Raw genomic sequence first — 24,994 nt, 5'->3', positions numbered from 1 at the left:
GCAGATGTCCTGCTTTTTCCCGTTTAAACGAACATTATTTCCCAATTGGCATTGACCATAACGACACCCTTCTATATTATAAGAACAAATGTTCTTATAATATAGAAGGAGGGATTTGCATGAAACTGAACAGGCAATTAAAAGTGAATGGACAAATCAAAGACCGGGGTACGATCAAGTGGACAGCGATGATGCTGCCCGAACATGTTCAGATGCTCCGCGATTGGCAGAAGCACGAGCGCAGCGATGCACGGCCTTATTTGGACGAATTCGATCTTGAAGCTCTTTACGAGGAAATCCATTTGGCTTATAGACGCCAATGCCTAGTCGAAATCCAGGTTTGGCAAGAAGAGGCGCAAGCTTTCACCGGGATTGTAACTGCGATAGATCTCAGGCTCAAAATGCTGTCTTTAGACAGCAGCGGAAACGTATTAAAGTTTTCTTTTGACGACATTATTGGAGCAGCTATGCGTGAATAGCGGCATGATATGTGGGCGATTTTAAAATTTCAGGATTAACTCAGCCAGCAATGGGGCATATAAAGAATAGTCTAAAGTATGGAGGTCGGATATATGAGCAAATTCATGTCGTATGCTAAAGCTGTTGGCGGCGAAATCAAAAAAGACAAAGCCACAACCTTAGCTGCTGCACAAGCCTATTATTATTTATTAGCAATTGTTCCTTTATTAATTTTGCTGCTGTCAATCCTGCCTTATTTGCAGATTGATCCGGATAAAGCTATGCAGTTTATCGCCGGCATCATGCCAGGAGAAGTGGCGCGGACATTTGAAGACACGATCGTTAGCGTTGTCACTACGCCATCGGGCGGTTTGTTGACATTCGGTATTTTGGGTACGTTATGGTCAGCCTCAAATGCCATGAACGCCTTTATCGAAGCGACAAATGAAGCTTACGATGTCGAAGAAACCCGTTCGTTTATCAAAAAGAAAGCAACAGCAATCGTTTTGACATTGTTCATGCTTGTTGCCGTCATCATCGCTTTGGTGTTGCCGATCTTCGGCGGAGCCATCATCGATGCAATCAGTACAACCTTGAACTTGCCGGAACAGACGGAAATCATTTTCCAAGTTCTGCGCTGGGTCATCTCGATCGCGGTCATGAGCATCGTGCTGGCCTTCCTTTACAAGTTTGCGCCGAATAAGCAATTCCCTTTCAAAGAGGTATTGATCGGTGCAGTCATCGCTACCGTTTTATGGCAAGTCGTGTCACTTGGATTTTCGATTTACGTGGCAAACTTCGGAAGTTATTCCGCAACTTACGGAAGCCTTGGAGGATTAATCGTCTTGATGCTTTGGTTCTTCTTGACTGGCTTGATCCTGGTGATCGGTGCGGAAATCAACGCTGTCATCCATAAACGCAAGAATACGAAAAACGCTCCTGCACAAGTTTACGAGGAGTAGAAAAAAGCGTGCCGCTGAATTCAGCGGCACGCTTTTTTTCGTTTGCAGGGCTTTGCTTACTGTTCTTCAGCTTTTTTGAACATTCATGCCTGGCCGATGTTCCAGGAAATTCCGGTACGCGAAACCCGCTACCTCATCTTCCGAATAATGCTTTTGCAATTCATTTACAAGATTTTGGAACTTCGAAGCATTTTCCAGATCGATGATGTGGGAAGCGATGCCGTCAAAATCAGAACCGATTCCAATCTGCTTTACGCCTCCGAGGCTGCAAAAATGGTCGATGTGCCGGATTAAATCCGGAATCATAATATCTTTTGGATTGGGTTTGATAAAGTCCAGGCAAAACACGACATCAATCATGCCATTCTTCGCGAACATTGCTCTAGCTTGCTCATCATCCAGGTTTCTTGGGTGATCGCAAAGAGCCCGGGCATTGGAATGGCTCGCAATCGGATAATCAGCGAGTTCCATAACGTCCCAGAACCCTTTCACCGATAAATGCGAAACATCTGTGAAGACCCGGTTTTCATTGTTCAAGCGCACAACGTCCTTGCCTAGCAGGGTCAGTCCTCCACCCCGGGGCTCTCCGGCGCCGTCCGCACATAAATTCGCATTGTTCCACGTCAGGCCGATTGACAGCACGCCCAGGCGATACAATTGGCGCAGCTTCATCAAATCATTGCCAAAGGCATCCGCCCCTTCAAGCGTCAAAACAGCGCCGATTTCGCCGTCTGCCAGCGCATCGATATCTTCCCATCGTTTAATGTGCTTCATGGCCGGGTTTTTGCCAAGAATTTCCGTGTAAAACAGATCGACCTGTTCAAGCGCATGCTGCCATTTTTCATTGTCCGGCAAATCCGGATACAGGAATACTGCAAAAAATTGGACTTTGACCCCGCCTGACCGAAGCCGCTCGTAATTTGTTTCGATGCTTTCCGCATCCGTGAAATTCAAGGGCTGCTGTTTGTAGAAAGCTCCTCTTTTAGCAAGCTGTAATTTCAATAAAGCATCGCAATGCGTATCGATAATCTGCACTTACTCATCCCCCTCTTCCAGGCACGCTTCGATAAAGCCTTTGAAAATGCCCATAGAAGGGGCGTCACCGGCAATTGCCATGTTCTCCGGATGCCATTGCACGCCCAACACAAAATGATGTTCCTTGCTTTCAATCGCTTCAATCACACCGTCACTGGCTGTACCGCTGACCAAGAAAGACTCCGGCACCATCCGGTTGGCTTGATGATGGCGGCTATTGACTTTCAATTGCGTGGTTCCCGTCAATCGCTGCAGCAGAGATCCTTCCGGAACGTGCACGAAATGCGAACCATGGAACTTCGGTGCCTTCTGCTGATGCTGAAGCAAGTCGCCTTCTTTCTGTGTAGTGATGTCCTGATACATATCCCCGCCCACCGCAATGTTCAAGATCTGCGCTCCGCGGCAGACAGCCAGAATCGGCTTGCCCAGCTCCAACACTTTTTTGATCAATGCCAATTCAAACGCGTCGCGCGACGGGATGATCACACCAAGGTTTGGGTGCGGCTCCTCGCCAAATAGCGTGGGATCGATGTCGTAGCCGCCAGCAGCGAATAATCCATCAATTCGGTTCGCAATCTGGTCAATATCCTTTTCCTGCAATAAATGAGGAAGCATAATCGGCAAGCCACCTGCCTGTAAAATAGCGTCCGTGTCCGCCTGTTCGATTGCATATTGTTCCTTGCCTAATTCTTTTGATGCCGTGATGCCGATGATTGGTTTCATTTCCATTTCCCCCTGTGACTGAATATTTTGTCTGAATATATTAAACATACAGAATTAACCACTAAAATGCCAGGTGAACTGGTAAGATATTTCTGAAATAGCTCAGGTGTAAGCCGATATTCCGCAAAACAGCTACGCTTGCCGCGGGCGAGCGCCAAGCCTCCTCAGTCGCTTCGCTCCCTGCGGGGTCTCGGCTGTCTCGCTTTCCCGCAGGCGTCTCCGCTATTTTGCTCCATATCTGGAGAACACGAAAGAAACTGCAGAAATTATATCTTTCGTATTCTTCAGTAAAAGAAATAACTCGCTAATAAGAAATATCTTTGAATGAAGCGGAAGGCGGCGACACCTGCGGGAGCAGTGATGGAGCAAAGCGACAGAGCGACCTGTGCGGAAGGCGCCGCAGGAAACGAGGTTTGAAGAACCTCGTTTGCGACGAAGCTAACGCAGCGATGCAGGAGCAGCTCTTTTTCAACGACGAGGAGACTGAAGCCAGGCACGCGGTAAGCGTCTGCCTGAAGCGCAATGCAAAACAACCATCTATGTTGTCCGACAGTCTGAGGTATCACTCCAAAACGTCCGAAGCGATTTTCAACAGCTCTCCTTGTTTCCTAACAGGTGAAAATCCCGATAAGCGATCGCTTATCGGGATGGCAGTTATTGTTCTTCACCGTATTCCGCTATCGCTGATGCAATGGCATCTTCAATCGGTGTCACGGTAGCGAGATCGTTATTGATGAGGATTGAGAAAATCAATTTTTCCCCGCTGCGAGTTTCCGCGTACCCGGATAATGCGGAAACAGCAGTCAATGTTCCCGTTTTAGCGGTGACATTGCCAGTTGCTTCCCCTGTCTTCATACGGTTGCGGAGCGTCCCGCCTACGAAGCGTTCAGGCACGCCTGCTACCGGCAGCGAATTCAAGTATGCACCGAACCATTCTTCCTGCTGCGCTCCGTGGAGAAGAGCCGAAATTTCATTTGCAGGGGCCAGGTTGACGTGGGACATACCCGAGCCGTCGCGCAACTGGACCGTGTCCATATTCACCCCAAGGTCTGCAGCAACGTCTTCAACCACTTCAAGCCCAGCGTCCCAACTTCCTTCACCGGAAACCGCCTGCCCCATTTCTTTCACCAGCACTTCAGCATGTCCATTATTGCTCAGTTTCATAAATGGAATATAAAGCTCACGCAAAGGCATCGATTCGCGCTCAGCCAGCAACGTCGAACCATCCGGGACCTCGCCCATCTTCATGCCATGCTTCCCGATCAATTCGATTCCTTCTGCAACCAAGGCATTTTCAAACAAATCCAAAGCGTAGCCCGACGGTTCCGTCACAGCGATCCATTCTCGCGTACGTGAACCTTCAAGCGGCATTTCGCCTTCGATGATGATGTCGTTTGAACCGTGGGCGCGGATGATGGAAACTGTTTTCTTGCCGCCAGCCGCTATTGTCGTCGTGTTATTGATGATGTTGACGTAATCGGTATGCGGCGTCAGCGTCACTGCAGTTTCTGCACCTTGCGCACCACCTGGATTTACTTCTACAATGACAGAGCCCGCATCGTAATCTTCGTTCGGCGAAGCCGTCAAAGCCGACACCTCAGCGCCGTAATAATAGCGCTCGTCTTTCCAAGTAATGTCTTCAGAAAGGCGTTCATCATCATACCATGTGTCATCGCCGATAAGGTCACCTTTCACTTTTTCAATGCCCTGGCTTTTCAGCGCAGCGGCAAATTCCTCGAAGTCTTTTTGCAGCAGCGTCGGATCGCCTTTCCCTTTCAAGTATAGGTTCCCTTGTAAAACCTTTCCTTTAAGCTGGCCATCTGTATGTATTTCTGTGCTGAAACGATGATCTTCCCCCAAAGTTTCCAGCGCTGCCGCCCCGCTGAACAATTTTGTGTTCGATGCCGGCGTCAACCGGGAATCTCCGAAATGGTCGTAGATCACTTCTCCGGTCTCTGCTTTGCGAATACTGACACCTGTCGTTGCACCATCCAGGCGCTTGTCCTGAAGCAATAAATTGATGTCATTTGCGAGTCCCGCATAATCATCATCCGCTCCAGCTGTTTGATTAGCATTTTCACCTTGGATAGGCGATACAGCCAATACAGCCGCCAGTACGACGGGCACCCCCCACTTCAATGCACGTTTCTTTTCCACTTTTCCAGCCCCTTTTTCCTAGTGATGAAAAAATCATAGCATACCAGGAGAAAGAATTTTCTGATTTTTTAACAAATGATTCCAACTACTTAGTACATTTTCATTAAATAGGAATATGTTCCATAATTTATATAATCAATTGATTGTTTTACTCTTGTGCATAGACCGATAAACCTAACGCAAAAGCCGCAAAGCATTTAGCTTTGCGGCTCGGTTTCATCACTCACATATTCCATTGCAGGCCGGTCGAGTAGATAAGGCGTTCACCTATAAAAATTCGGCATTCTGTATTCGGGCATTTGGCTGACAATGAAATTTTGATGTCTTCCCATTCCCCACGGCTGTTTTTCAGTTTCCCGTAAAGCCGTGAACTCAAGTGCAGACCAATATGTTCATCCTGCAATACTCCGTCGACGTAGAGTTTATCGCTCAACATCGTATTTTCTACGTGAATGCTGTGATCTTCATATTTCAGCTTCCAGGTGTTTCTCATCCAATCCCTCCGCCCTCAGGTTCTTTTACTGTCAGTATAGCAAAGCCCTTTGCCAAAGGCGCCTATTCAGCCCTGCCTGAATAAAAAAACGGCATCGCGTTTTCGCGATGCCGGGCTTCCGTTATTCTTTGATCAATTCCAGCTCAACCGGAATCGATGCTTCCACTTCTTCGCCGTTAAGCGACTTCACTGCAGCATCCACTGCCATTTCGCCGATCAATTGCGGTTTTTGCGCAATCGTTCCTGCCAAACGGCCTTCTTCCACTGCTTTCACAGCGTCATCTGTCGCATCAAAGCCGACAACTGTAATATCTTTTCCAGCTGCTTCAATTGCTTCAAGAGCCCCTAAGGCCATTTCATCATTATGGGCAAACACACCCGTAATGTCAGGGTTCGACTGAAGAATATTTTCCATAACAGTCAATCCCTCTGAACGGTTGAAGTTAGCTGTTTGTTTAGCAGCTACTTCTAAGCTGTCAGCTGCGATTTTGTTGAAACCTTCGCCGCGTTCACGTGCCGCAGAAGATCCTGGTACGCCTTCAAGTTCAGCAACTAAAGCACCTTCGCCAACTAATGATACTAGGAATTCCCCTGCCATTTCACCACCCGCAACATTATCTGATGCGATATGTGAAACCACTTCGCCGCCTGCTGCACTGCGGTCAACTGTAATAACGGGAATGCCAGCCGAGTTCGCTGATTCTACTGCAGCCGTTACCGCTTCCGAGTCAACCGGGTTGATCATGATCAAATCTACGCCTTGCTGGATCAAATCTTCTACGTCACTTGCTTGTTTTGAAGCATTGTCCTGTGCATCGACAACCGATAATTCAGCGCCAAGTTCTTCCGCTTTCGCTTCTGCGCCATCATTCAATGTAACGAAGAATGGATTGTTCAATGTAGAAATCGAGAACCCGATTTTGAATTCCCCGCTTGATTCCCCGCCGCTTCCCTCTTCTTCAGACTCTGAGCCTGGTGCTTCCATCGAACATGCTGCCAAAATAAGCATTGCCAACAACACCAACAATAATTGAATCTTTTTCATTTCTCAACACTCCCTATGCTGTTTTTTTACGGTCCAAGAGAACCGCCAATAATATTACTGCACCCTTCACCACTTGCTGGAAGAAGGAGGTTACCCCAATAATGTTCAAACCGTTGTTCAATACGCCGATGATCAGCGCGCCGATCAATGTTCCGACAATCCATCCGCGTCCACCGGTCAAGCTGGTGCCGCCGAGGACGACAGCTGCAATCGCATCAAGTTCGAACATTTCACCTGCCGTCGGCTGCGCCGAGTTCAAGCGGGAAGTCAGCATAAGCGCCGCCAATGCTGATAATAATCCCGTCAACGAGTAAACGTAGATTTTGATGCGGTCTGTGTTGATGCCCGACAGAATCGATGCTTCTTCATTGCCGCCGACCGCATAAACGCGGCGTCCGAACGTCGTTTTCTTCAAAATGAAATACAAAATCCCGAAGCTGATAAGCATGGTCACAACCGGAACCGGGATTCCAAAAAAATAGCCTTTGCCAAGCATTTGGAACGCAGCGTTATCGCCAAGCCCTGAGATTGGGCGGCCTTCTGTATAGACGAGCGTCAGCCCCCGGTAAATGGTCATTGTCGCAAGCGTCGCGATAAATGGTGCCACTTTCCCTTTAGCAATGATGAAGCCATTGACTGCGCCAAGGATGGCCCCGAGCAACAAGCCCGCAAGCATGGCGAAAATCGGGTCGATTCCGCTTGCGATCAAACCCGCGCTGACTGCGCCGGTCAGCGCCAAGATAGAGCCGACCGATAAATCGATGCCGCCGGTCAAAATAACAAAGGTCATGCCGAATGCAATCAATGCGTTAAAAGAAACCTGTCTCAGCACATTGAGCAAATTATTCATGGATAGGAATCCAGGCTCTAAAATTGAAAAGATTAATACGATGACAATCAATCCGATAAATGGACCGATCTTTTGAAGCAACGATTGATTACTGTTCTTTAACTTCATGGTTCCCGCCTCCTGCAGCAAAATGCATAATTCGTTCCTGGGTCATTTCAGCTTTCGGCAAATCAGCTGCCACTTTTCCTTCGTGCATGACCAACACACGATCTGCCATCCCGATGACTTCAGGCAGTTCAGAGGAAATCATCAAGATTGCAACTCCGCGTTCCGCAAGTTCATTGATGATTGAATAGATTTCCTTCTTCGCCCCGACATCAACACCGCGTGTCGGTTCATCCAGAATCAGCAGTTCAGGTGCAATCCCCAGCCATTTGGCAATGACGACTTTCTGCTGGTTTCCGCCGCTCAAGGATTTTGCCGTTTGCTCCGGCCCTGAAGTCCGAATGCCCAAGCGTTTCACCATGCTGTCGTATAACGAGCGTTCCTTCTTCTTGGAAATCAGGCCGTTTTTCGAAATCGCAGAGAAATTAGTCAAGCTGACGTTTTCTTCGACAGTGAAATCTACAATCAGCCCCTCGCTCTTGCGGTCTTCCGTTATATAGCCGATGCCCAATTCTTTCGCTTGCTTCGGATTTCTGATTTTCACAGCGCGGCCATCGAACTCGACTGAGCCTGAATCCGCTTTCTTATAGCCAAAAATCGATTGTGCCACTTCGGTGCGCCCCGCGCCCATCAAACCGGCAATCGATAAAACTTCGCCCCGGCGAATTTCAAAGCTGACGTCTTCAAAGCAATCCTTTCGGCTCAAGCCTTTTACAGCCAATTTGACATCGCCGATGGCGGCATTGCGCTGCGGAAAGCGTTCACCGAGTTCACGGCCGACCATCATCTGGACAATTTCTTCAAATGAGGTTTCCGCAATCCGCTTATCCCCGACATATTCCCCGTCCCGCAAAATCGTGATGCGGTCGCAAAGCGAAAAGATTTCTTCCATGCGATGCGAAATGTAGATGAACGAAACGCCCCGTCCCTGCAGTTCACGTATAGTGGCAAACAGCGTATCGATTTCTCGGTCGGTCAATGCCGCTGTCGGCTCGTCCATGACGATCACTTCCGCTTCGACAGCGAGCGCTTTGGCTATTTCGACGATTTGCTGCTGGCCGACCGATAACGAACTTGCAGGCGCTGCCGGGTCGATGTCCAACCCTAAATCCAAAAGCGCTTTTTTTGTTTTTTGTTCCATAGTTTTGGTTTTAATGATCCCGCTTCGCCCGAAAGTCTCTTCGTTTCCCAGAAACATATTGTCTGTAATCGATAAATGGGGAAGAATGTTCAACTCTTGATGGATCACAGCAATTCCAGCGTCTTCTGCCTGCTTTGGCGAAGTGAAATGGACTTCTTTGCCTTTCACTTCCACCGTTCCGCTGTCGCGCGAGTAAATGCCGGTCAGTATTTTCATCAGCGTCGATTTTCCGGCGCCGTTTTCGCCCATCAACGCATGGATTTCTCCAGGCTCCAATGAGAACTGGACATTCTTCAATACTTGGTTGCCGCTGAATGACTTGGATATATTGGTCATTTTAATCATCGGGATTCACCTGCCTTTTTAAAAGATCACACCAGAACGAAGAACAATATTGGCATACGGCGTCGCTTCACCGGTTCGGATAATCAGCTTTGCCTCTTTGCTCATTTTCTTCAATTCATCATGCGTAATGTATGCGGCATTGACCTGTTCCAGGATGCCGGATTCGACTTCAGGATTTTCTTCAGTTATTTCCCGGGCAATAAAACCTGCCTCTGCCTGGAAATCTTCCAACACTGCCTGCAGCACTGTAAGAAATGAAGGTTCGCCGATGCGATAGGATAAATCGATGCATTGGATGCCTTTCGGTATCGGCAATCCGCAATCGGCGATAACAAGAAGGTCTGTATGTCCAAATGCAGCTAAAGCCGCCGCTATGTCACGGTTGATCATGCCATGCTTTTTCATTTTTTGTCATCTCCCATACGCTCCAGCACTTCTTGCCGGAATGGCATTCCGCCTTGCGCCCCGAATTTTTCAACCGACAGCGATGCAGCCGCATTGGCATAGCGCACAGCCTCCTCGAAAGGCATGTTTTCTACCAATGCCACAGCAAATGCTCCATTGAATGTATCACCTGCACCAGTCGTATCGATCGCTTGTGTTTCAAAACCCTCTACCAAGACATGCTTGCGGCCGTCAAAATATCTTGCCCCTTTTTTGCCTAATGTGACGATCAAGCGGTTCGGGTATTGCTCAATTGACTGCTCCCAGCCTGCACCAAAGATTTCTTCCGCCTCTGTTTCATTCGGCGTCAAATAAGTGGCGTATGGCAGCAACTCTTTTGTATAGGCATCAGCCGGCGCCGGATTCAAAATCGTCGGCACATTATGTTTATGGCAAATTTCCAGCGTCTTTTGGACGACTGGAATCGGCAGTTCCAATTGCAGGATGACGATGTCGCTCGCTGAGAGCTTGGATTCAAGCGCTTCCAATTCATGCGCTTCAATGGCGTGGTTTGCCCCCGGCACGACGATGATGCGGTTATCACCTTCAGACAATAGGATGTTCGCAATGCCGCTCGTCCCATCTACACGCTTCACCATACCGATATCAATATTTTCAGAAGCCAAGCCTTTCAACAGCTCATCGCCGAAAGCGTCGGTTCCGACCGCTCCGATCATTTGAACCGCCTGACCGAGGCGTGCAGCTGCAACTGCCTGATTGGCTCCTTTGCCCCCAGGAATCGTTGTGTACAAATCCCCTAAAGCTGTCTCGCCTTGTTTCGGAAAGCGATTTGCCCTTACGACTAAGTCCATGTTTATGCTGCCAACTACTGTAATCATTCCGCCACTCCCTTTGTTGTTCCGCGAAGCTTCAATTGCACCGGCACTTCATAAAAATGCTGATCGACAGGCTGGTTTTCAATCCGCTTGATCAATACCCGTGTTGCAATCGCTCCCATTTTGTACACGTCCTGCGCCACTGTTGATAGGCCCGGCGACAGCATTTCTCCCATCGCGATTCCATCAAAACCGACAATCTGCAATTGCTCAGGCACTTTGATGCCGAGTGTCACCGCCGCTTTCAATGCACCCGCCGCAGATACATCACTGCTGGCAAAAATGCCGTCTATTTCTTTATGCGCCTTTAAAAACTCATCCGTGATTTTCTGTGATTCCGAAAAATGGAACGGGCACGTCACCACATGATATTTTGCACCCGATGCTTCAATGGCGTCCATGAATCCTTGATAGCGTTCATTTGCAGGATTAAGCTCATTCGGTCCCCTCAAAAACAGGATGTTTTTGCAGCCTCTTTCCAGAAGTGCATTCGTGCCCATCGCTGCTCCTTCCCGGTTATTGGAAGACACCGTCGGGATTTTGTCGTTAATGGCACGGTCAAGCGCCACAATCGGCAAGGCCATATTGGCGTAATGCGGAGCATCCAACTGGTTGGATGTCACGATAAAGCCGGCAATGTATTTTTTCTTTAAGGTATTCAAGTAATTTTTCTCTTTCTCCGGATTTTCATCCGAGTTGCATAACACCACGGTATAGCCGTATGTCAGCGCAACATCTTCAACCGCCCTGGCGAGTTCAGGAAAAAACGGATTGGTGATGTCCGGCAAGATCAGGCCGATCAAATTCGATTGCTTGGTGTTCAGCGACCGCGCAACCGGGTTTAACTCATACTTCAATTCATCAACTGCTGAAGTAACGGCTTTTGCTGCGTCCGCGCTGACGTAACCGCTTCCATTTAGAAAACGGGAAACTGTCGCTACTGATACTCCAGACTTTTTAGCCACGTCTCTGATGGTTGTCATTTCCCTGGCTCCATTCTTGTGTCGGTGTGTAACCGGTTACACAAAATATACATCGCTGTTTCCCTCATGTCAATGTGAAGATTTTCCAGAAACCAAAAAAAGGATTCCATGGGGTGGGATGGAATCCTTTTGATCAATTGCACGGTACGCGCATATCGCTGTTGCTGTTTTGTCCAGTTAAGCTGTAGCTCACTACATTAAAGCCTTTTTTCTGTAAGAAGCGTGCACCCAGATTTTTCTCAATCGCATCTGATGCTATTAAATGTATCGGCTGATCCGGAATTTCCTTATGGCTGCGCATTAAATAGGAAAATGGCAAGTTCATAGCTCCCGGCACTTCTTCATTCGAGATATTGTAAGGACGGATATCCAGAATCGTCAACAACTTGGAATCCACATCTTCGAGGCATTCTTTTTTCATTCCGCGAAGCGGCATGAATCTGCGGTAGCCGCTGCCTGCAAGCAGCAGCGCCAGTAATGTAATCGGTATTGACATATCTACTCACCTGCTCCTTTGCATCTTAAAACCGCCGGAATAGTTCCGGCGGTTCGGTTTTATCGTGTCAGTTACGCTTTTACTTCAGTCGACCATTTTGAATATCCGCCAGGCATGTTGACGATGTTATCGATGCCTTTCGCTTTCAGCAGGCTGGTTGCAATCGCTGAACGGGCTCCGCCTTGGCAATGGACAATGACAGTTTTGCTGGCATCGACTTCTTCCAAACGGTTCTTCAACGTACCAACCATGATATGATCGGCATTTTCAATATGTCCTTCATCATACTCCGTTTTATTTCGGACGTCGAGTACATTGGCTTCGCCATTGTCGATCATTTCTTTTGCTTCTTCAATGGTCACGTTATCGTATTTATCCAATTTATCTGCTTGAGCGATGATTGCATTTGCATCCGCATAGCCAAGAACTTCGTCAATGCCGATTGAATGCAATGCGATGGCCACTTCATCAAGCGCTTCAGGATTTACCAGAATGTAAACCGGCTTTTTGTAATCCACGACCCATCCTGCCCAGTTCGAGAATGATTTATTGAATGGAATGTTGATTGTGCCAGGGATAAATCCTTGGCTGAAGGCATCTGCCGGGCGCAAGTCCAGGACTTGTTCGCCTTGTTCCAGCAAGTTTTTGATATCGTCTAATCGATCGATCGGTTTCAGTTCCGGCAAGTTGGCAATCAACTCAGGGCCTACTTTGTTGACCGATTTCATGACCGCGAAATAATACGGCGGTTCCGGCTGTCCTGCCAGCAACTCTTCCGTGAACGATTCTTCATCTTTGAATTGAAACGCCCAGTTGAATAACTTTTCGTATCCGACAGTAGTGGAAGGCACTGCACCCAAGGACTTGCCGCAAGCACTTCCTGCGCCGTGTGCCGGCCAAACCTGCAAATACTCCGGAAGATCTTTAAAGCGTTCAATCGACTTGAACATATCTTTGGCTCCGGCTGCTGAAGTGCCTTGGATGCCTGCCGCTTTTTCAAGCAAATCCGGACGGCCGACATCGCCGACAAAGACAAAATCGCCTGTGAAGATTCCAAGCGGCAAATCAGCTGCTTTTGTATCCGTCAAGATGAATGAGATGCTTTCCGGCGTATGGCCAGGGGTGTGCATCACTTCAAAGACCAAATTGCCGATATTGAATTTATCGCCGTCTTTCATTAATTGGTGGCTGACGTTATCTAAGTTCTGGTATTTCCAATCCTTGTCGCCTTCATCCGAAATATACATTTTAGTTCCGAAACGGTCAGCCAATTCGCGCGATCCGGAAACGAAATCTGCGTGGATATGCGTTTCAAGTGCTCCCACAATTTTCAGGTTTTCTTTTTTAGCTAGTTCAACGTATGGGTTAATATCGCGCATCGGGTCTACCACTACCGCTTCCCCAGTTGCCTGGCAGCCTACAACATAAGATGCGTGCGCTAATTTATCATCATAGAAATATCGTAATAACATAGAATGATTCCCCTTTTCTTGTTGTTTGTTATTGTTAATTACAATATACCCTATAGGGTATATGTTGTAAACCAATCTGCTCCAATTTTTCTTTCTTTTATATTCAGGCGTTGAAAATCGTTGATGCGGCGATGCATGAATTGCTTGAAAATATTCAAAAAAATCCCCCTGTCCTGCCAGACAAGAGTCAGTCTGACAGGACAGGGGGAGCTGGTTGTATTCAATTACGCGTTGACTTCTTTTTCCTGAATCGCTTCGGATCGGTTTTTCTCCGTTTCCGACACGTATACGGCACAAGCCGCATCGCCTGAAATGTTGATTGCGGTTCTCGTCATATCAAGCAAACGGTCAATCCCGAGCACAAGCCCGATTCCCGCTACCGGAAGATTGACGCTGCCAAGCACCATCGCCAGCATGATCAAACCGACTCCAGGTACACCTGCAGTTCCGATGCTTGCCAGGACAGCGGTCAAGACGACCGTCGCCAATTGGGTCATCGTCAAGTCAACACCGTACGCCTGTGCGATGAACATCGTCGCAACGCCTTGCATGATTGCTGTGCCGTCCATGTTGATCGTTGCGCCAAGCGGCTGGACAAACGAACTTATCGATTTAGGTACACCCAAATGCTTTTGGGCAACATCCATCGAGACAGGCAAAGTCGCTGTACTGCTGGACGTACTGAATGCCACACTCATTGCCGGGGCAAACTTCTTGAAAAACCAGATCGGGTTTTTCTTCGCCAACAAGCCTACGGTTCCGCCGTAAGTGAAAATAGCGTGGATGAACAACGCAGCCAAGACTACCGCCATGTATGCGCTCATCGCTTTGATGGCCGACAGCCCCTGTGAACCGATAGCTGTCGCAATCAAGCCGAATGTTCCATAAGGAGCGAACTTCATCACGATGCCAACAAGATACATCATAATATCATTGCCTTGTTCGACGAGATTGACAATCCCTTTCGTGCGCTCTCCCAGCGCAGTAAGCGCCAAGCCGATGAATACGGCAAAAACGATAATCTGCAGCATATTGCCGTTCGTCAGTGCTTCAAGCGGGTTTTTCGGAATGATGTTCAATAACGTTTCGGCAACAGAAGGCGCTTCTTCAGAATCGAATTCTGCGGTTTCCAGATCAAAATCTCCCGCTAGTCCCGGTTGGACGATTGCGGCGAGGCCAAGGCCAATTACTATTGCAATAGTAGTGGTCACGAGAAAATAAGTGATTGTTTTAAAGCCGATCCGGCCCAGTTTCGCAGGATCGCCAAGTCCTGAGGTTCCCAGGATTATCGAAAAGAATACTAGCGGCACGACCAGCATGCTGATCAAGCTCAAAAAGATTTGGCCAAGCGGCACGAATAAATATGTATTTAAAGTATTAAAAGCGTCAGGTGCAAGCAGATTGATAAGTAAACCTGTGATGGCACCTAATATTAATCCGGCAATTACTTTTACAGTCAAACTTTTTTTCTTCATTCAAATCTTCCTTTTCTTCTGACATAGGCAATAGTTTACCTCAAATCGAAAAGGAATTATAGCTTTAAGTAATTATCTGAATTGCGCTTTTATAAATATACTACTATAGCATTATGTCGTGTAAGAATTTCTAACCACTTTAAAGAGGCAACCTGCGAATTTTTGGGCAGCTATTTCCCAAAACTGCAGAGTTTAAGAAATTGAGCACTAAATCGTTCCGTACCTTCCTCTTCTCAAGAATTTCACAACTTTGCTTTTGCTTCCACATCAGTCTTTCAACAACGCTTTCTTCATCTCAATCGGGCTTACCCAAACCCGAAATCACAAGTTCAGCGAAAATCGAAAATGAGCCATATTTCGTATGAATAAAAAAAAGCCCTATTCGGGCTTTTTCACACGCATTCATTTTTCTTCACCAAGAACCAGCTCGTAGACTTTTTTAGGTCTTCCGCGTTTGCCTTGGTTCAGATCTTCTTTAAGGCTGCGAATCAGCCCCATCTGTTCCAGTTCACTTAATATTCTCCTGGAATTGCGGTCTGTGTTTTTCAAAAGCGATGACATCATTTCACTGCTGAAATACGGGATATTCTTTAATTTTACGTATTGATAAACTTTCATCGGAATATTTTCACGGTAGCCATGCGTTTTCAGAACAGCTTCCCAGTAGACAGGGAGCTTCAGATTCGGCAATGCATTTGTATTGTCCTTACCAAGAGCACCAGTGTTGATTCCTTCTTCATCAACGTAGATGATTGTTCCGGCGGCTTCTTCATTGGCGTATTCAAAAGCCCGTTGGACATGTTGTTCAGCATCATGAATCGTGTAGCCAGAGCCGATTCCGATGTGAAAATCCAAAGTGGTCCGCATAGTGATTTCATTTACCATTTTTGAAAATGTGCGCTCAGCTATCAATAATTCGTAATCCCCTTGGGTGGCATAGATGAAATGCACACCACCGCCACGATTTATCAAAGATCCATTCAATTTCCTCGCAATTTGCAGCAATTCAAGTTCTAGTTCAAGCTCTTTCTGCTTTTCTGCAAAGTCATAGACCGTCTTTTTGCAAACCCGCCCGCCTTCGACCAATTGAAAACCGATAATGACCACTTTCTGCTTTTCATAGACATGGCTTTGAGCGCGAGAAACAAGCAAATCCAATACTGTTTTGATGGCTAATTTTGAAGGCACCACTCGATAGCAGGGAATTCCAAGCTTCCTCAACGCCAAATACACTTTCAGTAAGCAGGTCAGTGCAACTTCCGCTTTTCCAGCCTTGTAATTTTGGAAATGGAAATCAATGATTTCGTCATAATCTTTATACCCTTGGTACGAAAGCAATTCGAAATTAATTTTGTCCAAATGGTATTCAGAAAAAAGCGATTTGACAATGCCTTCGTCCACGGTATCCAGGCTCATATGCGAAACGAAGCGGCCATGCTCCTGCATGACTTGCAGGCAGGTGCCAAGAAGCGCCATACCGTGGAGAGGAGGATAAGAGGCTTCCTGCTCCGTAATCAAGCCTTTTTCCAAGCAATAATGATAAGGCGTTTGTCCTGAAAAGATCCATTGCGTCACTTCATAGCGATGTTTGGACATGATTCCCGGCAATTGCTCCGAACCAAAATACTCGAATTCAACCAATTCAATCCTCGAATCCAGCTGGGCGACTTCCCTTATGATTTGCAAAGAGTCTGGAGGACCGATTGCCCCAATTCGGACTTTCATCATGTTTGCACCTTCTTATTTCACTTTTTTGATATCCGGCAATACATTTGTATCTTCATTCACCAGCGGATAATGGCATGCAACAAAATGGGCTGGCAGGATTTCCCGGTATTCGGGCATATCTATCTCGCATTTTGCCTGGGCGTAAGGGCATCTCGGATGGAATGGGCAACCCGGGGGTGGATTGCTCGGACTCGGAATTTCCCCTTTGATCAATTGATGCTCTTTTCGCAGCCTCGGATCCGGTATTGGTACAGAATCCAGCAAAGCATGTGTATACGGGTGCAGGGGATGTTCGAACAATTCATCCCTGTCAGCAAGCTCCACCATCTTCCCTAAATACATGACGCCGATACGATCGCTGATATGGCGCACCGCAGGCAAACCATGTGCTATAAAAATATAAGTCAAATCCATTTCTTTTTGCAACTTTTTGAGCAAATTGAGGATTTGCGCCTGGATTGAAACGTCGAGCGCCGACACGGCTTCATCGCAGACAATTACTTTGGGCTTTAATGCCAATGCCCGCGCAATTCCAATCCGCTGCCTTTGCCCGCCGCTGAATTCATGGGGATACAATTTCATCTGGTGCTCCCGCAACCCGACGAGCTTCAACAATTCGCTTACTTGTTTCTTCAATTCTTTTCCAGAAGCCAAGCCATGGACCAGCAACGGCTCCCCGACCAGTTCTTCGACTGTCATTCTAGGATTCAAGGATGAATAGGGATCTTGGAAAATCACTTGCAGGTCGCGCCTGGCTTTACGGAGCTCTTCCTGTGTCATTCCGGCGATATCCTGGTCCTGGAAATAAATATGCCCTTCTGTCGCGTCAAGCAAGCCCAGCATCAAAGAACCGGTTGTCGATTTGCCGCACCCTGATTCTCCTACAATACCCAAAGTTTCACCTTTGTAGACTTTAAAATTCAAGCCGTCTACAGCTCTGACAATGGTTTTCGTTTTTTTGATAAAACCTTTTGACATATCAAAATGTTTTTTCAGGTTTGTCACTTCCATGATCACCTGATCTTCGACGACGTTCATATGATCCCCCCTTGCCTTAAACTTTTATGCAGCGTTTCGCATGATTTTCTGAAACATACTCTAATGGAGGATGGATTTTCGTACATTCGATATCCCCTATCGGACAGCGCGGGAAAAACTTGCATCCAGTCGGCATATCGGCCGGATTCGGCACTGTTCCTTCTATAGAATACAATTCATCTACTACGTCATGGATTTTTGGTATGGAAGCCATCAGGCCTTTTGTGTACGGATGAAGCGGATTTTCAAATAGTTCGTAAATCGGTGCTTCTTCCACGACTTCTCCTGCATACATGACAATGACACGGTCCGCAAGTTCTGCCACCACACCCAGGTCATGGGTGATGATCATAATGCTGGTATTCGATTTTTCTTTTAAATTGCGCAATAATGTCAGAATCTGCGCTTGAATCGTGACATCGAGTGCAGTTGTCGGTTCATCCGCAATCAATAGCTTTGGATTGCAGGATAAAGCCATCGCAATCATGACGCGCTGCCGCATTCCCCCTGAAAGCTGATGCGGAAACCGGCCCATCACTTTTTCAGCATCCGGGATGCCGACTGTCTCAAGCATTTCAATGCCTTTTTTCTGCGCCTGCTCTTTTGACATTTTATAATGCAAAATCAACGTTTCCCTTAATTGATAGCCGATTGTAAAAACCGGATTCAATGCTGTCATCGGCTCCTGAAAAATCATGGCAATTTCTTGGCCGCGCAACTCCCTGTATTGTTTTTTGCTTAGATTCCTCAAATCTTTATCTTCAAAGTGGATGTCGCCTTCGTAGACTTCGCCATTCGCTGGCAAGATACCCATTAACGCAAGCGATGTAACGCTTTTCCCGCTTCCTGACTCTCCTACAATAGCTAATGTTTCACCTTTTTCAACGTCAAAAGTGACTCCGTTTACAGTAGACACATAGCCGTCTTCCGTTTTAAAGCGGACTTTCAAATTTTCTACTTTTAAAAGGCTGTTATTCAAAACCAAGCCACCTCCTTTCATTAATCTTTGATTTTCGGATCCAGTACATCTCTCAGCCAATCGCCAAGGAAAATGACTCCCAGTACTGTAACGGTGATGGCAATCCCTGGGAATGTAGCTACCCACCAGCTGGTTGCGATATATTCACGGCCGTCGCTCAACATCAGCCCCCATGAAACATCCGGCGGCTGAATGCCCAGGCCAAGGAAACTTAAACTCGCTTCCAGTATAATTGTCGTGGCCACGTTGAGCGTGGCGATTACGATAAACGAGGATAGGACGTTCGGTAAAATGTATTTCGTAATAATCCGGAAATCTTTCGCTCCGATTGCTTTGGCAGAACGCACATAATCGCGTTCTTTGATGCTGAGCGTTTCACTGCGTACCATACGCGCATAGACGACCCATGAAGTACCTCCAAGCACCAGTATCAAAGTAATGAGACTTGGCCCCATGACTGCAAGAATAATCAGCATGAACAAAATGTTCGGAATTGCCAGTAGGGAATCGACTGTCCGCATGATAATGAAATCCCATACTTTGCCGTAATAGCCAGCAATCAATCCGAGTGCCATGCCGATGGCCCCCGCTAAAAGGACCGCACTTATGCCAATCAATAACGATATTCGAGATCCGTAAATAATTCGGCTTAAGACGTCACGCCCTAAATTATCCGTTCCTAATAGAAATTCCGTACTTCCGCCTTCAAGCCAGAATGGAGGGAGCAGACGATTTATTACATCCGTCTTGGCTGGATCATTGTCTGTCAATAACGGAGCGAAAATGGCCATGAGAACCACAGCTACCACAATAATCAGGCCGACCATGCCGGTTTTGCTTTTCAGCAGCCTTTTCCCAAGCCTCTTCAAGGAGGACTGGGGTTTGACTTTTTGTTCATTTGCAATTGGTTCTGTTATTTCCGTCAATGCCCTGACCTCCTTTAATCGTATTTAATGCGTGGATCCAGCAAGCGATACACTAAATCCGCAAACAAATTGCTTAAAATAACGAAAATGGCAATGATGAAAGTGGCGGCCTGGACGACAGCCATATCTCTCAAGTTCACCGACTGAACCAGCAATTGGCCAAGCCCCGGCCAAGCAAATACCGTTTCCGTGATAAGCGTGCCGCCTATCAGCGTAGACGTTTGCAAAGCCATAATCGTCACTACGGGAATCAGCGCATTCCGGAAAGCGTGCTTATTGACGATGATCGCTTCCCCCAGCCCTTTGCTTCTGGCTGTGCGAATAAAGTCCTGCCCTAAAATTTCCAGCATGCTGGACCGAATCAGACGAGTCATTTCTGCTGCGATGCCCGTTCCGAGAGTTATTGCTGGCAATACCAAATGGCCCAACGTGCCTCTTCCAGAAACAGGGAAAAATTGAAAAGTCACAGATAATAACAGAATCAGCATGATGCCAAGCCAGAAACTCGGCATTGCTTTGCCTAAGACCGCTCCACCCGTGATGAAAAGGTCCAAAAAGCTATTGCGTTTAACAGCTGACAGGATTCCGAGCGGAACCGAAATGATAATGGCAACAATCATCGAGGCAATGGCCAGTTCAAGTGTCGCCGGAAGCCTTTCAAGAATCAGATTCAGCGCATCGGTATTGTAGCGGAATGAGTCACCGAAATCGCCTGTCACCAAATCCCCTAAATAATTGAGGTACTGGATAGGCAGCGGATCATTGAATCCCATTGCTTCCCGCAAGGAATCGCGCTCTGCTTCTGTCGCGGTCTCTGGCAGCATCAACGATACCGGATCGCCTGTGACGCGCACCAGCAAAAAGACGATCAGCGTGATCAGCAGCAGTACCGGAATTGTTTTAACCAGGCTTTTCAAAAAATACTTCATGCCAAACCTCCCCTATTGAAAAAAAGGGGGCACGCCCCCTTCTTTTACTTCAATGTAATTGAATCCACATAGAACATTTCATTCAAGCGCGGTTCGAAATTCAGCCGTTCGTTGATGCCAGTAATAGCATCCAATTGGAACATATAAATTTGAGGGCGATCTTCCGCAATCAATTCTTGAGCTTTCTGATACTGCTGCGCTCTTTCGTCAGCGTCCATATTCTGTTCCGCTGCCAACAACAGATCGTTTACTTCAGGGTTATTATAATCCGATTCACCCGCGGCTTCTTCCGTTGTCAGGCGGTCAAGCGCAAGCGATGCATCGAACATCGAGTTGCCGTAGCCGATGTAGAACATTTCACCGAATCCTTTTTCCTGGTATTTCTGGTTGAATGCGCTCCATTCCATCAACTCCAAGTTTACAGTGATGCCAACTTCAGAAAGCATTGCAGTAACCAATTCAACTGTTTCTTTATCTTTCAAATAACGTCCGTTCGGTGCGCTAAGTGCAAGCTCGAAGCCATCTGCATGCCCTGCTTCTTCCAGCAATTGCTTCGCTTTTTCTGGATCATAAAGGGATTTACCGTATAGATCTTCATTAGCACCGACGTTCCCTGGCGTTACACGGGTGCGTGTAACTGTTCCAGCGCCTTCAAGCAACGAATCGACAATCGCTTGTTTATCAATCGCCAAATCGATAGCCTCGCGGACTTTCGGATCTCCCGTCACGCTGCCTTCATCTGTGCGCAGCGTAAACATCATGACTCGCTGCGTTGGTGATTGGACAGCTTTTACACCGTCTGTGTTATTGATGCGTTCAACATCTGTCGGCGGGATATTGACAGCAACGTCCACTCCGCCTGTCAGCAATTCAGAAACACGCGTCGAATCTTCTGGAATGCTGCGGAATACGACTTCTTCCCATTTCGGCGCTTCGCCGAAATATTCCGTATTAGCTTCCAGCGTCAAGCGGTCGTCTTTCTTCCATTCTTTGAATTTATAAGGGCCTGTACCGACTGGCTGCTCCAAGAATACTTCCCAGCCTTCCGTTTCGATATAGTCTTTTGGCAGGATTCCTGAACCCAGACGGGACAATCTGTTCAATAATGCAGGTTCCGGATTTTTTGTGATGATTTCAAATTCGTAGTCTCCAAGAACTTTCACTTCCTGGATCTGGTTGTAGTTTCCATGCTCCAGCAATGTATCATCTTTCGCGATTCTTTCCAGCGTGTATTTCACATCATCCGCCGTCAGGTCTTCCCCATTGTGGAATTTGACGCCTTCTTTCAATTTAAACGACCAGGTTTTGTCATCAACATTTTCCCAACTTTCAGCTAAATCAGGCTTGAATCCTTCTTCGCCATCATTCGTCAAAAGATAGTTGAACATATTGACGTGGACAGCTTCTGTTGATGTCGTATTGTGGTCATGGATATCAAAAGACACTACATCTGTACCATTGGCGACCACCAAGGTTTTACTGTCACTCTGCTCGACAGGCTCTTCGCCTTCAGCCCCGCCGCTTTCTTCTCCGCCTGAACATCCGGCCAACACGACTACCAAACTTAGCATTAATCCCCATAGACTTTTTTTCATCCTTTTTCCCCCTCAGTTTGTTTTAAATAATTGCTTGCCAATAAACTCAACACGGATATGCCATAAAGAAACGATTGTTCGTCGACATCGAAGCGGCTATTGTGGTTTGGATAAGCCGTGTCTTTGCCATTTTCTGTTCCGAGGCGGAAAAATACGGAAGGCACTTCTTGCGAAAAATAAGCGAAATCTTCGCCTCCCATTGAAGGAGCGGATATTTTCAATGCCCCTTCCCCATACAATTCGCCAATTGCGTCTTTAAGCAGCCCGCGCATTTCGGCATCTATTTTAATAGATGGTGTAACGAATTGATAATCCAGTTCGCAGTCTCCCCCGAAACTTCGGGCAATGCCTTTCGCAATCGCTTCGATGCGTTCAGGCATCAGTTGCCGCGTCTCTGGCTTCAGCGTCCGCACGGTACCTTTCACCAGGACCGTGTTTGGAATGATTGTCGCTTTGCTGCCAGCTTCTATCTGTCCGAAACTCAGCACCACCGAATCCAATGGATCCGTCTGCCTGCTGACAATTTGCTGGAGCGAAACCAAAACTTGCGCTGAAATCATAATCGGGTCCACCGTTTGATGAGGATGGGCGGCATGCCCCCCTTTCCCAGTCACTTTAAGTTCAAAAATGTCGACAGCGGCACAGCTATACTCCGCTGTAGTAACTGAAAACTCACCGGTTTTCAGCGTCGGGTGGACATGCAAGCCGGCCATCGCGTCTACTTTGGGGTTAGCCAACACGCCATCTTCAATCATCGCCGCGGCACCTTCACCTATTTCTTCAGCCGGCTGGAAAATCACCTTGAGCGAACCGCTTGGCAATCCTTTGTCCGCAAACAGCTTTGCCACTCCCAGCAGAATCGCGGTATGCGCATCGTGCCCACAAGTGTGTGCAGCGCCTGCGTTTTGGCTTCGGTATTCCTTGTCTATCTCATCTTCCATCGGCAGAGCATCCATATCAGCACGAAGCCCGAATACTGGCCCCGCCTTTCCGCTCTCCAGCAATCCCACAACACCTGTTTTCCCTACATGCTCCTGAACTTTGTAGCCCCATCTCCTCAACAGATCCGCTACAATTCCCGCTGTGCGCGTTTCTTGAAAAGATAACTCAGGATGCGCGTGCAAATCTCTGCGAATCGTTGTAATTTCTTCAAATAGCGAAGAAATTGAGCTATGCAATTCTGGATGCGTTTCTTTCAACTCTTGGAATCCACGGGTTTCTCCGGCTATCACAGCCATTATCGAACACCTCCTTCAGATGGCTCAAATTGGCGGCTGAATTCGAAAACGAGCGCCGCAATCATCTTGATGCCATCGATGTAATCTTCGACATTAATATTTTCATTGGGTGCATGGTTATTGGACTGGAAATTGCCGACTCCGAAAGAAGCTGATGGAATTCCCAGGGCCTGGCACAGTTCGTACATCGGGCCGGTTCCAGGTGTATTCGGGATGATATTCGGCTTTTTGGCGCTGTATTTCTCCGCAACCGCAATCATCGCTCCTGCAATTGCTTCATCCGGATGGCTTCTTGCTGCCCTTTCAGAGCTTGTGACCAGAATCGTAATATCTTTGAACCCTTGGGCATCCAAATGCGCCCTCAACTGCCGAAGAATCTTTTCCGGATCTTGTCCAGGAACCAGGCGGAAGTCCAGTTTAGCCATGGCTTCCGATGGCAATACCGTCTTTGTCCCTTCACCTGTATAACCGGAGGAAATTCCACAGATATTACAAGTCGGTTCAAAAATATGCTTGCGCTTCAACTCGGTTCCTTCCAAATCCAACACGAATTTATCGAGCTCCAGCTTTTTCAGGATTTCCTCTTCCTCCAGCCGGTACTGCGAAAGCAATTGATCTTCAAGTGCTGTGACCGGCTCGATATCATCATAAAATCCCGGTATCAATATTTTTTCATCGGCATCTTTCAGCGTATTAAGCGCCCACACCAATTTCCATACCGGACTTTCAATAATAGCGGCCTGCGCAGAATGCAGATCCGTATTCGCACCTTTCGAGCGAAGCTCGACATACAACATGCCTTTCACGCCAAGGCTGACTTGCACTGCGCCATCCGCATCGCGGTAGCCAAATTCCCAGACACAGCCGTCAGACTTGATCTTGTCAGCATATTTCTTAGCGAACTCAGGCAAGTTGAGGCTGCCGATCTCTTCTTCGCCTTCAAAGATGAATTTAATATTCACTGGGAGTTCTTCTCCGCATTGTTGAATGGCATGCAATGCCGCAAGGCGGGCAATGAGGTTGCCTTTATTATCAGCAACTCCCCGGGCAAAAATTTTCCCGTTTCGGATATCCGGCTCAAAAGCAGGTGTTTCCCACAGCTCAACCGGATCTTCTGGCTGCACATCGTAATGGTTATAAAAACTTAGAGTTTTATCGGATTTCCCTTTCATTTCTGCAAATACCACTGGAAATCCGGAGGTCTCCAGCTTTTCCGGTTTTAACGAAAACGCTTCTTCAAACAATTCGTCCAAGTAGCCGACAGCTTCTTCCATTCCGCGATTTTGAGCGGCTACACTCGGAATCTCGCAAAAATCGATCAGCCACTTTATGTACATCTCCCGATTTCTTTCAATGAATTCTTCGATATCCTGCACGCTTTTATCAGCCCCTTTTAATTAAGGAAAATTTCCTTAATGTTTTTTATAACTTTACTAGGTCTTTGTAGCGCGTGTCAATGAAATATTTAGTTTTTTCAAAATAAATTGATTTATCTTTCTATTTATGTTTAGGTATAAATATAATGAAATAAGGAAGGGAA

At 47.1% G+C, this 24,994-nt stretch carries 23 protein-coding genes; 2 read left to right on the top strand and 21 right to left on the bottom strand.

The window, feature by feature from the left end:
- Positions 1-119 precede the first annotated feature (119 nt).
- Together QMA09_RS00745 and QMA09_RS00740 are read left to right on the top strand one after the other, a co-directional pair.
- Positions 120-479 (top strand): YolD-like family protein, encoded by a 360-nt coding sequence (locus tag QMA09_RS00745; RefSeq protein ID WP_290211666.1) that lies wholly within the window; start codon positions 120-122, stop codon positions 477-479.
- Between the two features lie 93 nt (positions 480-572).
- The gene (locus tag QMA09_RS00740) at positions 573-1,421 is read left to right on the top strand and encodes a YihY/virulence factor BrkB family protein (RefSeq protein WP_290211665.1); all 849 of its coding nucleotides are present in this window, start codon (positions 573-575) and stop codon (positions 1,419-1,421) included.
- Positions 1,422-1,487: 66 nt separating this feature from the next.
- Here QMA09_RS00740 and QMA09_RS00735 read toward each other — a convergent pair whose 3' ends face one another.
- The 21 genes from QMA09_RS00735 to QMA09_RS00635 form a co-directional block, all read right to left on the bottom strand.
- A complete protein-coding gene (locus QMA09_RS00735; RefSeq protein ID WP_290211664.1) occupies positions 1,488-2,456 on the bottom strand; it encodes a dipeptidase in 969 nt (322 codons plus the stop codon).
- Positions 2,457-3,179: a gamma-glutamyl-gamma-aminobutyrate hydrolase family protein gene (locus QMA09_RS00730; RefSeq protein ID WP_290211663.1), complete on the bottom strand. Its 723-nt coding sequence runs from the start codon at positions 3,177-3,179 to the stop codon at positions 2,457-2,459. It lies immediately after the preceding gene.
- A 654-nt stretch (positions 3,180-3,833) separates the two neighbouring features.
- Positions 3,834-5,336, bottom strand: coding sequence for a D-alanyl-D-alanine carboxypeptidase/D-alanyl-D-alanine endopeptidase (gene dacB / locus QMA09_RS00725; protein ID WP_290211662.1), 1,503 nt, complete (start codon positions 5,334-5,336; stop codon positions 3,834-3,836).
- A 223-nt stretch (positions 5,337-5,559) separates the two neighbouring features.
- Positions 5,560-5,829, bottom strand: coding sequence for a hypothetical protein (locus QMA09_RS00720; protein WP_290211661.1), 270 nt, complete (start codon positions 5,827-5,829; stop codon positions 5,560-5,562).
- 121 nt (positions 5,830-5,950) lie between these two features.
- On the bottom strand, positions 5,951-6,874 hold the full coding sequence (gene rbsB / locus QMA09_RS00715) for a ribose ABC transporter substrate-binding protein RbsB (protein WP_290211660.1): 924 nt from the start codon (positions 6,872-6,874) through the stop codon (positions 5,951-5,953).
- A gap of 13 nt (positions 6,875-6,887) precedes the next feature.
- Positions 6,888-7,832 (bottom strand): ABC transporter permease subunit, encoded by a 945-nt coding sequence (locus tag QMA09_RS00710; protein WP_183736441.1) that lies wholly within the window; start codon positions 7,830-7,832, stop codon positions 6,888-6,890.
- The gene (locus QMA09_RS00705) at positions 7,813-9,315 is read right to left on the bottom strand and encodes a sugar ABC transporter ATP-binding protein (protein ID WP_135505378.1); all 1,503 of its coding nucleotides are present in this window, start codon (positions 9,313-9,315) and stop codon (positions 7,813-7,815) included. Before QMA09_RS00705 ends, QMA09_RS00710 begins: the two co-directional genes overlap by 20 nt.
- An 18-nt stretch (positions 9,316-9,333) precedes the next feature.
- The gene (gene rbsD, locus QMA09_RS00700) at positions 9,334-9,720 is read right to left on the bottom strand and encodes a D-ribose pyranase (RefSeq protein WP_135505380.1); all 387 of its coding nucleotides are present in this window, start codon (positions 9,718-9,720) and stop codon (positions 9,334-9,336) included.
- A complete protein-coding gene (gene rbsK, locus QMA09_RS00695; protein WP_290211659.1) occupies positions 9,717-10,598 on the bottom strand; it encodes a ribokinase in 882 nt (293 codons plus the stop codon). Before rbsK ends, rbsD begins: the two co-directional genes overlap by 4 nt.
- Positions 10,595-11,578: a LacI family DNA-binding transcriptional regulator gene (locus QMA09_RS00690; protein ID WP_290211658.1), complete on the bottom strand. Its 984-nt coding sequence runs from the start codon at positions 11,576-11,578 to the stop codon at positions 10,595-10,597. The genes rbsK and QMA09_RS00690 overlap by 4 nt, the downstream gene beginning before the upstream one ends.
- A gap of 133 nt (positions 11,579-11,711) precedes the next feature.
- Positions 11,712-12,074, bottom strand: a complete 363-nt coding sequence (locus QMA09_RS00685) for a rhodanese-like domain-containing protein (protein WP_290211657.1) — start codon at positions 12,072-12,074, stop codon at positions 11,712-11,714.
- A 71-nt stretch (positions 12,075-12,145) separates the two neighbouring features.
- Entirely contained in the window at positions 12,146-13,546 is a 1,401-nt protein-coding gene (locus QMA09_RS00680; RefSeq protein WP_290211656.1) for an MBL fold metallo-hydrolase, read from the bottom strand.
- A gap of 224 nt (positions 13,547-13,770) precedes the next feature.
- Positions 13,771-15,021, bottom strand: a complete 1,251-nt coding sequence (locus QMA09_RS00675; RefSeq protein ID WP_135500346.1) for a dicarboxylate/amino acid:cation symporter — start codon at positions 15,019-15,021, stop codon at positions 13,771-13,773.
- A gap of 402 nt (positions 15,022-15,423) precedes the next feature.
- Positions 15,424-16,749: a hypothetical protein gene (locus tag QMA09_RS00670; protein ID WP_135500347.1), complete on the bottom strand. Its 1,326-nt coding sequence runs from the start codon at positions 16,747-16,749 to the stop codon at positions 15,424-15,426.
- A gap of 12 nt (positions 16,750-16,761) precedes the next feature.
- Positions 16,762-17,787, bottom strand: a complete 1,026-nt coding sequence (locus QMA09_RS00665) for an ABC transporter ATP-binding protein (RefSeq protein WP_135500348.1) — start codon at positions 17,785-17,787, stop codon at positions 16,762-16,764.
- A gap of 16 nt (positions 17,788-17,803) precedes the next feature.
- Entirely contained in the window at positions 17,804-18,766 is a 963-nt protein-coding gene (locus QMA09_RS00660) for an ABC transporter ATP-binding protein (RefSeq protein WP_135500349.1), read from the bottom strand.
- A gap of 20 nt (positions 18,767-18,786) precedes the next feature.
- Positions 18,787-19,683 (bottom strand): ABC transporter permease, encoded by an 897-nt coding sequence (locus QMA09_RS00655; RefSeq protein ID WP_421958234.1) that lies wholly within the window; start codon positions 19,681-19,683, stop codon positions 18,787-18,789.
- A gap of 23 nt (positions 19,684-19,706) precedes the next feature.
- Positions 19,707-20,621 (bottom strand): ABC transporter permease, encoded by a 915-nt coding sequence (locus QMA09_RS00650; RefSeq protein ID WP_290211655.1) that lies wholly within the window; start codon positions 20,619-20,621, stop codon positions 19,707-19,709.
- A gap of 44 nt (positions 20,622-20,665) precedes the next feature.
- Entirely contained in the window at positions 20,666-22,216 is a 1,551-nt protein-coding gene (locus QMA09_RS00645; RefSeq protein ID WP_290211654.1) for an ABC transporter substrate-binding protein, read from the bottom strand.
- On the bottom strand, positions 22,213-23,454 hold the full coding sequence (locus tag QMA09_RS00640; RefSeq protein ID WP_290211653.1) for a M20 metallopeptidase family protein: 1,242 nt from the start codon (positions 23,452-23,454) through the stop codon (positions 22,213-22,215). The genes QMA09_RS00645 and QMA09_RS00640 overlap by 4 nt, the downstream gene beginning before the upstream one ends.
- On the bottom strand, positions 23,454-24,830 hold the full coding sequence (locus tag QMA09_RS00635; protein WP_290211652.1) for a M20/M25/M40 family metallo-hydrolase: 1,377 nt from the start codon (positions 24,828-24,830) through the stop codon (positions 23,454-23,456). The genes QMA09_RS00640 and QMA09_RS00635 overlap by 1 nt, the downstream gene beginning before the upstream one ends.
- Between the last annotated feature and the right edge of the window lie 164 nt (positions 24,831-24,994).

The organism is Planococcus sp. APC 3906 (assembly GCF_030407685.1).
GTDB classification, from domain to species: Bacteria; Bacillota; Bacilli; order Bacillales_A; family Planococcaceae; genus Planococcus; species Planococcus koreensis.
Note: the sequence above shows the minus strand (reverse complement) of the source record. Positions and strands in the feature narration are given on the sequence as shown.